Below are 12,207 nucleotides of genomic sequence, written 5' to 3' on the forward strand. Positions count from 1 at the left end.
TCTCTCGGCGAGGGCCTGCAAAGGGTAGGGTCGCAATCCCCTTACGGGGCTAAACCTCGTGCAACAGGTACCCCCTCTGCGCATCGTCCTGGAGCGGGCTCCCGAGGGGGGTATTTGTGAGAAGCATGAAGCTTGGAATATGCGAGGGGTGAATAACGGGGGTTTTTGAGGGTTCACGCCCTTAGGAAGCCACAGGAGAAGGGGGCGATGAAAAGGGGAAAACGCATATTCGCGTGCAGGACGGAGGAAGCTGGCTTTCAAGATGCCCGTCCGGGGTTCCGGACGAGGGCATTATACCACAACCCTGCTGTCTTAGACCAAGTACACTTTCTGCTCAAGCAATGCCTTTTTCATAGTTTCTTCGTTGTGGTAAAGCCTGAAGAATGCCTTAGAAGCAGGCATAGGCAAGTTTTGGTAGTTGCTACCGTCCACGCAAGTAAAAGGGCGTGTACCCCTCCCGGTCCAGGATGGCCGCCTCGAGGCCCTTCCCACCCCTTCCGCCCCACGGGCTTGCGCTAGGGCGTACTAGGCCGGTATCCTTCCGATATGAAACGGGAAAGGCTGGTGCCGCTGACGGAGTGGGCCCGGCGGGAGGGGATGTCGGAAAGCTTGGCCCGCAAGTGGATCCGGGAAGGCCGCCTCGAGGCCGTCCGCCTGGGGCATTATTGGTACGTCCCCGAGGTGGTGGAGGGGCCGGAGGGTCGGGGCCAGATCTTCACCCTCTTCACCCACGCAGGCGGTGCAGGCAAGACCTCCCTGGCCCGGGACCTGGGCTTTGAGATGGCCTCGAGGGGCTACCGGGTGCTCCTCATCGACGCCGACCCCCAGGCCAACCTCACCGCCTGGCTGGGGGTGGACCCTGGCCGCGTGGAGGACGAGGAAACCTTGCTCCAGGTGATCCGCCAGGACTTCCTGCCCCGCCCCCGGCAGGTGGGGCGGAACCTCCACCTGGTGCCTGCCTCGGTGAACCTGGCCCTGGGGGAGCTGGAGCTGGACCGCAAACCCCTAGGAGCCTTGGCCCTGCGCACCGCCTTGGAGCGCACCGACGGCTACGACCTCATCCTGGTGGACTCCCTGCCCTCCCTGGGCTCCTTGGCGGTGATGGCCGCCCTGGCGGGGGATGGGCTATTGGTGCCTGTGGAAACGGGAGCCAAGGGGGTGCAGGCCCTGCAGGCGGTGATCCAGGTGGCCCGGGAGTACCGGGAGGCCCTGCGCAAGGTGGCCCCGGACGCGGTGGCGGGCCGGTCCCACATCATCCGCGCCTTCATCCCCACCAAGTACGACGCCCGCACCCAGGGGGATAACCGGGTGCTCCAGGCCATCCAGGACCTCGAGGAGGTGGCCCCGGTGGCGCCCCGGGTGGCCTACCGCCCCGGCCCCCACCGGCGGGCCACGGAGGAGCAGGTGCCCATCCAGGCCACCGGGGACAAGGAGGCTGCGGAGGAGATCGCCCGCCTGGCCGACTTCCTGTTGGAGCGGGTCTTCCGCCTCGAGGAGGTGCCGGCATGAGCGCCATCCGCGCCTACCTGAAGGGCCTGGTGGAGGAGGCCAAGAAGCCCGCTTCCTCCACCCTTCTCCTGGCCGAGCTGGTGCCCCGGCCCCAGCCCCGGCGGCGCTTTGAGGAAGCCTCCCTGAAGGCCTTGGCGGAGTCCATCCGGGCCCACGGGGTGCTGGAGCCCCTTTTGGTCCGCCCCCTTGGGGACGGGCGGTATGAGATCGTGGCCGGGGAAAGGCGGTACCGGGCCGCCCAGATGGCGGGGCTTTCCGAGGTTCCCGTGGTGGTCCTCGAGGGGCTGGACGAGAAGGCCGCCCAGGCCATCGCCCTCATGGAGAACCTCCAGCGGGAGGACCTGAACCCCTACGAGGAGACGGTGGCCGTCCTGGACCTCCTGGCCCTGGAGCTGGGGAAGGGGAGGGGAGAGGTGGTGAGCCTGCTCCACCGGATGCGGAATGAGCGGGGGGGCAAGGCTACCCAAAACGTTTTGGGTAGCCCTGAGGCCCAGAGGGTGGAGGAGGTTTTCCGCCTCCTGGGGCGCATGACTTGGGAGAGCTTCGTGCAGGTCCGCCTCCCCCTCCTGAACCTCCCCCCGGACCTCCAGGAGGCTCTCCTCGAGGGCTCCATCCCCTACACCGCTGCCTTGGAGCTCAAGAAGGTGAAGGAGGAGGAAGAAAGGCGCAAGCTCCTGGAGGAGGCCAAGGCGGGGCTTTCCTTGCGGGAGCTTAAGGCCAAGGTGCGGGAGCTTCTCCGGAAGGAGGCCTCTCCCCCGCCCTGGCACAAGGAGGTGCTGGCAAGGCTTTCCCGGCTGGACCTCGAGGCCCTCCCTCCCGAGAAGCGGAAGGCGGTGGAAAGGCACCTCCAGGCCCTCGCCAAGGAGCTGGGCCTGACCCGCAAGGCGTAGGCCCGCGGGAAGGGGGGTTCCATGCCCGACTGCCTGACCCCTATGCCCGCCCGGTTCGGCGAGGTGCCCGGGGAGCTCCTTTTGGACTTTGGCGGCCTCTTTCGCGTCTACCGGGTGGGCTATAAGGCCACCCCCCCCTTGGAACCCGTGGCCGCCCACCTCGCTAAGGCAGGGGTGGCGGCTTTGGTCCTCTTCACCAAGGACCAGAAGGACTTCCAGCTCCTCTACCAAGACCAGGAGCGCCGCCTGGCCCAGGCGGACGCCCAGGGGGTGGAGAACCTGCTGGGGCGGCTTTGCGAGCTCCAGCGCCAGGGGAAAGACCCCCTCGAGGCCGCCCAGTGGGTGAAGGGCATCCTGCAGGCCCAGGCGGAACAGGAGGGCCTCTTTAAGAAGCGGCCCTACCGGAACCAGGGGCTTTTCAGCGAGCACTACCTCGAGGTCCGCCTCCGGGAAACCCCTGAGTGGAGCGAGGACCCCGAGCCCGTGCGCCAGGAACTCCTGGAGCTCTACCGCTTCAAGCGGGCAATCCTGGAAAACGCCAACGAGTCGCAAACGGAAGAGGAGTTCATCCAACCCGTCCTCAAGGCCTTGGGCTTCGCCTACTGGGTCCAGGACGCCCAAAAGGCCTCTGGGAGCCTTCAACGCCCCGATTACGTGCTCTACCCCGACGAGGACACCAAGGCGAAGGCCGTGGTGCAGAAGGAGGAGGCCAAGCGCCTCGCCCCCGCCTTGGCGCTGGCCGAGGCCAAATACTTTGGCCGGGACCTGGACGTCAAGAAGCGGGATGCCAGGGACCTGGCCCCGAACCCCGTGACCCCTTCCTTCCAGCTGAGCGGTTATCTGCAATCCACGGGACTGGAGTGGGGCATCCTGACCAACGGCCGGGAGTGGCGGCTCTACTGGGGGCGGGCCGTGGACCGGCAGAACCGCTACTTTGCCGTGGACCTGGTGCAGGCCCTCGAGGACCCCGAAGCCTTCCGCTTCTTCTGGCTCTTCTTCCGCCGCGAGGCCTTCCTGGAAGGCCCTCAGGGCTCCTTCCTCAGGAGGGTTCTGGAGGCCAGTGAGCAGTACGGCCTGCGGGTGGGGGAGAGGCTCAAGGAGGTGGTGTTTGAGGAGGTCTTCCCCCTTTTGGCTGAGGGGTTCCTCCGCTACCACACCGAAGTCCGGCAAGAGGCGGTGGACGAGACCGTTTTGAAGGAGACCTACCGGGCCACCATGGTTCTCCTCTACCGCCTGCTTTTCCTCCTCTACGCCGAGGACCGCAACCTGCTTCCCGTCCACGACGTCTTGGGCTACCGGGACCTGAGCCTGACCCAGCTCCGCCGGGAGGTGGCCGAGGGCATGGACAGGGGGCGGGTCTACATCGAAGATAGCCACGTTCTTTGGGAGCACCTTTCCGCCCTCTTCACCCTGATCGACAAGGGGGACCGTCGGCTGAAGGTTCCCCCCTACAACGGGGGGCTCTTCAGGCCGGGCCTGCATCCCTTCCTGGACACCCACAAGGTGGCCGATGCCTTCCTGGCCCCGGCGCTGGACCGGCTCTCCCGCCAACCCGATGAGGGGGAAAGGCTTCGCTTCGTGGACTACAAGTACCTCACCGTGCGGGAGCTAGGGGCGGTGTATGAGGGGCTTTTGGAGTACCGCTTGGCCGTGGCCCAGGAGGACCTGGCGGTGGTGAAGGAGGGGGGCCTCGAGGTCTACAAGCCCAAGGCCCAACTCTCCCCGAAGGAAAAGCCCCTCCATGAGGTGCCCAAGGGCAAGCCCTACCTGGTCTACGACCAACACCAGCGCAAGGTCTCGGGAAGCTACTACACCCCCGACTATGTGGTGGAGTACATCGTCCGCCGCACCCTGGAGCCTGTGGTGGAGGGGCGGAAGGAGGCCTTGCGTAAGGTCTTGGAGGAGTACCAGCACCACGCCCGTCGGCAGGAGAAGCACCCCACCCACGAGGGCGCGAAGCGGCTGGCCGAGCTTCGGCACCGTGCCCTGGAAGCCCTTCTGGATGTGAAGGTGGTGGACCCAGCCATGGGGTCGGGCCACTTTCTGGTGGGGGCGGTCAACTTCTTGGCCGAGCGCTTCGCGGGCCTCATCGCTGAGCTACGGGCCGAGCCGGTTTTGGATGCCCTGGCGGAGCTTCGCCAGGAAATCCGGCAGCAGATAGGGGAGTACGGCCTCGAGGTTAAGGACGAGCAGCTTTCCGACAGCAACCTGCTCAAGCGCATGGTGATGAAGCGGTGCGTCTTCGGCGTGGACCTCAACGACATGGCCGTGGAGCTGGCCAAGCTCTCCCTGTGGTTGGACGCCTTCACGGTGGGCGCCCCCCTTTCCTTCCTGGACCACCACCTGCGCACAGGCAACAGCGTGCTGGGTGTGTCCAGGGACGAGTTCATGGCCTGGGTGGAGCGGGAGAGCCCCGTGTGGCTGACGGAGATTGAGGCCGAGGTGGAGGCGGCCACCCGCAAGGCCCAAGCGCTTTTGGACGTGCGGGACCTCACTCCCGCCGAGGTGGCCCTCTCCCAGGAGCTTTACGCCCAGGCCGAGGCCGCCCTCCTTCCCCTCCGCCGGGCCCTGGACGTCTATGCCGCCAGCTTCTTCGCCCCCAAGCCCAAGAGGGGCCAGCCCCTGCCCCCCCTGTGGGAGGCCCGGGTGTACCTGCCCTCCTTCAAGCTGGCCGATCTGGCCACCCCGCCCGCAAAGCACCACGTGCCGGAAGCCCTGGCCCTTGCCCGGGAGCGGTGCTTCTTCCACTGGGAGTTTGAGTTTCCCGAGGTCTTCTTCAGCCCCGAGCGCAGGCACAACCCCGGCTTTGACGCCGTGATCGGCAACCCGCCCTACGTGCGCCAGGAGCAGATTGCCCCCAACAAGCCCTTTTTGGAGAAGGCCTTTGAGAGCGTCTACAGCGGGAGCGCTGACCTGTACGTGTACTTCTTTGCCAGGGGGCTTTCCGTGCTCAGGGAAGGGGGGCGGCTGGGGTTCATTTCATCCCGCCAGTTCACCCGGGCGGCGTATGGGGAAGGTTTGCGGAGGTTGCTTGCTGCGCAGCGCATCCGCGAGGTGATTGATTTCGGTGAGAACCCGGTGTTTGAAGGAGCGGCCACATTTCCGGCCATCTTCATCGTAGAGAAGCCTCATAGGGAAAGTGCGGGGAGCTTTAGCCCGGTGCGGTTCAAGCCGGTGTCCAAGGAGGAGTTTGCGAGCCTTTTGCATGCTCCTTCGGAAGCCCGAAAGGAAGCTCTTGAGGAGCTGGTGAAGCGGGGGCAGGATTTGGACGAGGAGGCTTTTCGGCCTGAGGGCTGGACCTTGGGGGACGCTAACATCAACGCCATCCTGCAAAAGATGGAAGCGGTGGGAGTGCCCCTGAGGGAGTACGCGGGCGAGTTTTACAGGGGGATACTGACCGGCTTTAATGAAGCTTTTTTCATAGATGAGGCTACCCGCATCCGCCTCATCCAGGAGGACCCCAAAAGCGCCGAGCTCATCAAGCCCCTTCTGGTGGGGGATGACGTGCGGCACTACTACGCTCTTTGGGAAAGGCGGTACTTGCTTTTTATGCCTTGGAACTTGAACATTGAAAGGTACCCACGGGTCAAGCAACATCTCTCATCGTTTTACGACATGCTGGCAGAGAGACCCGAAGTCAAGCAGGGGCGCTTTCCATGGTATGCCCTAAGCAGGTACGGCGCTGAATATCACCATCTCCTCGAGGGTCCGAAGATTGTCTACCCAGTCATCGCCAGGGAACCCAGATTTTACCTGGATGCCAAAGGTTTTTACATCAACGATAAGCTGTTTTTCATACCCAAAGAGGACTACTATCTTCTCGCAGTCTTGAACTCAAGGGTCGCCTTTGGGGCTATGAAGCTCAAGCTTTCATCCTTGGGCGACCCTAACGAGGGGGGTCGGCTTGAGCTTCGCGCCGTCCACCTCCAGCACCTCCCCATCCCCCGCATAGAGCGGACCACGGAAGAGGAAGCGCTAAGCCAGGCCCTGGACGAGGCTCGGAAGCACTACGGGCAAGAGGAGTACGAAGCCCTTGAGGCCTGGGCTCGCGCCCAGCTCCAGGCGGGCGGGAGGGATGTGGTGGCGGCTTTCCTGGCCTACCTGGCCCAAGAGATGCAGCGCACCCAGGGGGAACGGCTGGCCCTCGAGGGGGAGTGGCGGGAGTGGGTGAAGCACACTTTCCCGCAGGCGGACCGGCTCGGTCAAGAGTGGCTTGCCGAGGAGTGGCCGCGGCACGGGTTGGAAGGGGGCGTGGAGGCCATCGTGGAGCGCTTCCGGGCCAAGAGGGTCCCCACCACGCCCAAAACCCTGGCCCAGCTCAAGGAGGAAAGCCAGAGGGCCCTCGAGGAGCTCCGGCCCCTTTACCGCCGCCTTGAGACCACCGATAGGCTCGTGGACCGGCTGGTGGCGTGGCTGTACGGCCTTACGGACGAGGAGGCGGAGCGGCTGTGGATGGCTCCATCCGGATAGGCCCCTGTTGGGGGCAGGTCCTGCTGGACCTCGAGGGGTTCCAGGTGGTGAGGGTGAACGAGCCTTGCGGGGACCCGCAAGCGTTATGCCAAGCCCTCGCCAACGCCGCCTTTGTTGGCGTGGTGGTGATTGGGGGAGAAGCGCTCTTCATAGATACCCCTGGGGGAGAGGCTGCCCTGAGGACCAGTTGGAGCGAGCGGTGGCTTCAGGGGATGATCCGGATGGCCTCAGAGGCTTCCGACCCTTTTAGTGCGGCGGAAGTGGTCCGCAGGGTGTTTTTGCGGCGCATTTTCTCTGAGGCGCTGCAGGCGGGGTTGGATATGGAGCATTGCTTGGAGGTTCTTAAGGAACAGGCTAGAGTATCTGAAGCTCGTTCCTTGCTCAGGGGTGATTTTGGTAAAGCCGCGGCGTGGCACACCTGGGTCGGGGAGATTGAGGACTTGGAAAAAAGACTTGTAAACTTGCAGAAGGCCCTAGGGCAATTCGCTGTTCGTCTCGGCAATCGGTACCTGAAAGGGGGAGACCCGTAAGGCTTGGTTATCGGAGGGGAGAGAGAGATGTGGGCCCCGCTGCACCTACCGGACTTTATTGACAACGAACGGCTAAAGCTGGCTGAAGCTTTAGCTCAGCTACTCCGCCACCAGCGGCAGGCGGACTTTGCCAGCGGCTATTTCAACCTGGGCGGCTTTGCCCTGGTCCAGGAGGCCCTGTGGCTGGTCCCTCGGTTTCGCCTCCTCCTTTCCAAGGAGCAGGGAGCTGGGGGTGGCGAGCTTTACCCTGCGGGTTTCCGGCGGGAGCTGGAAAGGGCCCAGCTCAACGTCCAAAACCGCGAGCTGGCCCGGGAGCTGGTGCGGTTTCTCCAGCGCCCCGAAGTGGAGGTGCGGCTTTACACCAAAGGCTTCTTCCACGGGAAGGCTTACATCTTTAACGACGTGGCGATCATCGGCTCCTCCAACTTTACCCAAGCAGGGCTCACCTCCAACACCGAGCTCAACTCCGTACACAAACAGGGCTACGCCGTTCAGGCCGCACGCGAGTGGTTTGAACGCTTTTGGACCCAATCGGAGGACTTCAAACACGGGCTTATCCAGCTCTTGGAGGAATCCAAGCTCATCAGCAGTGTCTATAGCCCCTATCTGATCTTCATCAAGAGCCTCTACGAGTACTTCAAGGATGAGCTCACGGTGGACTTGGATAAGGGGCGGGATGTGGGCAAGTCCTTGGTGGACTTGGCCGATTTTCAGGAGAAAGCTTTTGAGCGGGCCCTGCGCATCCTGCAGAAATACGATGGGGTCTTCATCGCCGACTCGGTGGGTCTAGGTAAAACCTGGATTGGCAAAAGGCTCCTGGAGCACTTTGGCTACTTCCAGCGCAAGCGGTGCTTGGTGATCGCTCCAGCCCAACTCAGGGAGATGTGGGAAAAGGAGCTCGCATCCATCCAGGTGGCTGCACACGTGGAGAGCATGGAGAGGTTGGGGCGGAAGGACTTTGATCCCTCCCAGTACTTCGACGTGGATGTGGTGCTTGTGGACGAGTCCCACAACTTCCGCAACTCCAACCAGCGGTACGATGCCCTTTCCCAAATCATGGCCGCCGGCAGGCGGAAAAAGGCCATACTGCTCACGGCAACCCCCATCAATAACTCGGTATTTGACCTCTACAACCAGGTCATGCTCTTTGCCCAAGACGACCGCTACTTTGCCCGGGCGGGCATACCCCACCTGCGTTCCTACTTCGTCCGCGCCTCCTTGGACGGGGACGTCCTCAACCTTCTGGAAGAGGTCATGATCCGCCGCACCCGCCAGTTCATCAAGCGAGAGTTCCCCGAGGCGGTGATCAATGGGGAGCGCATCCGTTTCCCCGAGCGGAGGTTGCACACCGTGCGCTATAGCCTCGAGGCCCTCGCACCTGGCCTCTACGAGCAAATAGCCCTCTTGTTTGAGAAGCTGGAGCTGGCCGCCTACAACCCTGAGCGCTTCTTGAAAAGCCCCACGCCGGAGGAAGAGGAGAAGGTCCTGCGCAATGAGGCTTTGATTAGTCTTATGAAGACCATTCTCCTGAAACGCTTTGAGTCCAGCGCAGAGGCGTTCCGGCGCTCCTTGGACCGCTACATTGGCTTCCACGAGCGCTTCATAGAGGAGCTGATGCGGGGCCGCCTCCTTTCCGCAGGGGATTACCGCCGCCTCCTGGACCTCGAGGGTGAAGACAGCGATGAGGAAGTGCAGGCCTTCTTGCAGAAACTGCCCTCTGTGGCCGCTTCTTCCTACAAGGCCTTGGAGCTGGCACAGGCTGCCGCCGAGGATTTAGAGGCTCTCCGTAAGATGCGAGGCTTGGTGGAGCCCATCAAGACCGAGAGCGACCCCAAGATCGCAGAGCTGGTGGCCCTCATCCGCCAGCATGCTGGCAGGAAGATCCTGGTGTTTTCTTACTTCCAGGACACCATTCGCTACATAGAGAAAGCGTTTCGCGGAGCGTACGCACACGATCTTGCCCGTTGGCGCTGGGAGGTGGTGGACGGAAGCGTGGACCCCAAGCGGAGGGCTGAGATCATTCAGCGTTTTGCACCGAAGGCCCAGCGGGCCAAAGTGCCTCCCGAGAAGGAACTGGACCTCCTGCTGGCCACGGATGTCTTCTCTGAGGGACAGAACCTGCAGGACGCGGACACCCTCATCAACTTTGACCTGCACTGGAACCCCGTGCGCATGGTGCAGCGAGCGGGGCGCATCGATCGGCTGGGCTCCCCCTTTGAGGTGATCCACATCTACAACTTTTTCCCCGAGGAGGGCCTCGAGGCCATGCTGGGCCTTTTGGAGCGGCTTTGGGACAAGATCCTCCAGATAGATAAGAACGTAGGACTGGATGCGAGCGTCCTTGGGGAGGCCGTCAACCCCAAGACCTTCAACGCCCTGCGCCGCATCGAGAGGGAGGATGCCGGGGTAGCCGATGAGCTGGAAGCCGAGGCGGAGATCTCCAGCGAGTTCATGCGCTTGGTCCTCTCTTCCTTCTTGCAGAAAATCGGGGCCGAACGCATCGAGGCCATCCCCTATGGCGCTCACAGCGGCCTGGCGGGAAGGGAGAGGAAAGGGGTTTTCTTCCACTTCAAGGTGGGGGATGAACACATTTGGCGCTTCTACGATGTGGAGACGGGCAGCTTTTTGGACTCCAAGCACCGCATCTTTCAACTCATCCAATGCGATGAGACCACTCCCCGGGTGGATGCTGACTACGAAGTGGATGCCCTTTTGGAGATGGCCAAGAAAGAGCTCCTAGAGGAGCTAAACGCGCAGCATGCAGAGACCCTAAGGGAGCTCCCCAAGGTGCAGCGCGAACTCAAGGCACTCCTTTGGGGGTTGGACCACCATCCCCAGGTGGACCGAAACGATCTCCTCGAGGTCATGGGGGCGTTGAAGGAACCCCTTCCCCGCGTTCTCCTCAAGGAGCTTAGAGACATACAGGACAAGTACAGAGGCCGGGATGTGGAGCTGGTGGAGGCGCTCAAGGAGTTTGCAAGGCGCTACCGGTTGGACCAGAAGGACAACGAGCCCCGCCAAGCGAAGACGTTTACGGAGGAAGACCTTGAGCTGGTGGTCTACTTGACGCTGGCGTAGCCTGGGACGGCTACCTGAGTCAAGTGGCGATTCTAAGGGGTTTCAGGGCCCTACCCACATCCACCTCTTTGTGATAAAACCCGGACCCGGAGGAGCCCCATGAGCCCACCCAAAGCTGTGGAAGCCAGACCCCAAGAGCTCACTACCCGCTTCGGAAGCCTTTTCCTCCGATAGGGTCCTCCTGAGGCGCTTTGAGGGAACGGCCCGAGAAAAGGTTCTGGTCCTTCCGGACCTGAGCCCGGTGCCCAATCCCTACCCCCGGGCCATGGAGGGCCTAGGACGGGTGGGGAAGGCGAGGCGGCCCGGGTACGAGCTGCTCACGGTCCTGGCTTAGGACCCCGAAGGCAGGCAGGCCCTGGGGTACGCTCGCCAGGTGGCCTGCCGGGAGAAGTGGTTTGTGAGCCTTCCTGAGGAGATGGAGTGGCCAGCGGGACTTCTTTTGCAGCTTGGGGGCAAGTTGGGTTTGGCCAGTGAGCAGGATGGTCCCTACCTGCTCCTGAAAGGGCCGATGCGGCTTTTCAAGCTCCTGCCAACCCGGGAGTTCCTGGTGGGAAGGAAAGGAAGGAAGGGAAGGAAGTTATGGGGTAAAGTCCCGGGTAAAGGGGATGTTCGTGAGCGGGCTGCGAAGGTGGCATTGCACCGCGAGCAGCTCCCCGTCCCTCATCCTCATCGAAGGCTTGCCGGATGTGGACGAGGAGGAGCTGGGCGTGGGCAAGGGCCTCTTCCGCCTCCTCCCGGGTGTAAGCCTCCTTGGGGATCAGCCCGGGGAGGGCGTCGGGGTAGCGGGTGGGGATGTAGAGCTTGTCCAGGGCTAGGGCCAGGGGGAGCAACGGTCTGAGCCTTTCGAAGAGCCCCCGCGGGGGGCAGGAGCAGAAAGAGGGGAAGGGCGGTGAGGGCGGTGGCGGCGAAGAGTATAGAACCACAGGCCCAGCTCCAGTCGGGAACTTTCTCGGTCAGATAGCGGTAATCGTCCTCCCAGCGCTCCCCGTCGCACCAGCGGGCCACGGCTTCGAGGACCCGGTGCTCGAGGGCGTGGTGGCGGAGAACCTGAGGGAAGGGCTGCAAGATGACAGCCCAGAAGGCGAAGACAAGGGCCGGAACGAGGGCGTACTCGGGGCGGGGCGGCCCCGCCCACCAGGGGGTGCTGAGGGCGAAGAGGATGGTGAGGAGCAGGAGGAGGTTGGGGTTCTCGGAAAAAGCAGAGGTGGGATGCACGCCGGTTTCCACCTGCCAGCCCTCCTTTCCCTTGCGCAAGACGATCCGGACGGCCTTCCCTTCCCTAAGGATCACCTCGCCGAAGAAGCCCCAAAAGCGGGCACCGCCCCTGAGCTCCACCGCCCGCTTGGGGCTCGTCTTCTCCAAGCCCTAGGTTTGCATGGAAGCGTCATAGCCTTGCAGTTCGTCTCCCCGGACCAGGTGTCAGTCAAGTTCTACGACAAAACTTTTCTCCTTCGCTCCTCCCTTCCGGTGGACCTTCCTAGTGAGGTGAAGTGGCCTGAGGCCCGGTAAACAAGGCTTTTGTGCATGCCGCCGCATCGGCCCCGGCTTGTCCTCTGCGGCAGGGCTGTGGACCTGGCCCAGGAGGGCTACGGTGTCCCTTGAGGGGCCTAAGGAGGCCAAGGGTGAAAAGTTTGGATTGGGTTCCCAAAGGTCCCATGTGTAGCTAAGTAGCCATGCATAGACTTTGCCCCACTTCCCTCTCCAGGCGCTCCCGCAGTTTCCTCAACGCC

7 protein-coding genes are annotated in these 12,207 nt (G+C 63.0%); 6 read left to right on the plus strand and 1 reads right to left on the minus strand.

The window, feature by feature from the left end; all coding sequences use genetic code 11:
- Positions 1-546: 546 nt before the first annotated feature.
- The 5 genes from L1088_RS07110 to L1088_RS07130 are packed head-to-tail and all read left to right on the plus strand — an operon-like array spanning position 547 to position 10,477.
- Positions 547-1,509, plus strand: a complete 963-nt coding sequence (locus L1088_RS07110; RefSeq protein ID WP_038043998.1) for a ParA family protein — start codon at positions 547-549, stop codon at positions 1,507-1,509.
- Positions 1,506-2,399 carry a ParB/RepB/Spo0J family partition protein gene (locus L1088_RS07115; RefSeq protein ID WP_234554318.1) on the plus strand — a complete coding sequence of 298 codons (894 nt, stop codon included), beginning with the start codon at positions 1,506-1,508 and terminating at the stop codon, positions 2,397-2,399. Before L1088_RS07110 ends, L1088_RS07115 begins: the two co-directional genes overlap by 4 nt.
- A 21-nt stretch (positions 2,400-2,420) precedes the next feature.
- Complete coding sequence (locus L1088_RS07120) at positions 2,421-6,869, plus strand: Eco57I restriction-modification methylase domain-containing protein (RefSeq protein WP_234554319.1); 4,449 nt, start codon at positions 2,421-2,423, stop codon at positions 6,867-6,869.
- Positions 6,848-7,399 carry a hypothetical protein gene (locus L1088_RS07125; protein ID WP_234554320.1) on the plus strand — a complete coding sequence of 184 codons (552 nt, stop codon included), beginning with the start codon at positions 6,848-6,850 and terminating at the stop codon, positions 7,397-7,399. Before L1088_RS07120 ends, L1088_RS07125 begins: the two co-directional genes overlap by 22 nt.
- A 27-nt stretch (positions 7,400-7,426) precedes the next feature.
- Positions 7,427-10,477, plus strand: coding sequence for a helicase-related protein (locus L1088_RS07130; RefSeq protein WP_234554321.1), 3,051 nt, complete (start codon positions 7,427-7,429; stop codon positions 10,475-10,477).
- A gap of 518 nt (positions 10,478-10,995) precedes the next feature.
- Here L1088_RS07130 and L1088_RS07135 read toward each other — a convergent pair.
- Positions 10,996-11,307 carry a HEPN domain-containing protein gene (locus L1088_RS07135; protein ID WP_234554322.1) on the minus strand — a complete coding sequence of 104 codons (312 nt, stop codon included), beginning with the start codon at positions 11,305-11,307 and terminating at the stop codon, positions 10,996-10,998.
- Between L1088_RS07135 and L1088_RS07140 the strand changes: the two genes are divergently transcribed.
- On the plus strand, positions 11,279-11,986 hold the full coding sequence (locus L1088_RS07140; RefSeq protein WP_234554323.1) for a hypothetical protein: 708 nt from the start codon (positions 11,279-11,281) through the stop codon (positions 11,984-11,986). The genes L1088_RS07135 and L1088_RS07140 overlap by 29 nt on opposite strands.
- Positions 11,987-12,207: the final 221 nt, after the last annotated feature.

Source organism: Thermus caliditerrae (assembly GCF_021462525.1).
In the GTDB taxonomy this organism is placed as follows: Bacteria; Deinococcota; Deinococci; order Deinococcales; family Thermaceae; genus Thermus; species Thermus caliditerrae.

Excerpts from the sequence above, each read along its gene's own strand:
- L1088_RS07110 (WP_038043998.1), top strand. The coding sequence starts at position 547 with ATGAAACGGGAAAGGCTGGTGCCGCTGACGGAGTGGGCCCGGCGGGAG.
- L1088_RS07115 (WP_234554318.1), top strand. The coding sequence starts at position 1,506 with ATGAGCGCCATCCGCGCCTACCTGAAGGGCCTGGTGGAGGAGGCCAAG.
- L1088_RS07120 (WP_234554319.1), top strand. The coding sequence starts at position 2,421 with ATGCCCGACTGCCTGACCCCTATGCCCGCCCGGTTCGGCGAGGTGCCC.
- L1088_RS07130 (WP_234554321.1), top strand. The coding sequence starts at position 7,427 with ATGTGGGCCCCGCTGCACCTACCGGACTTTATTGACAACGAACGGCTA.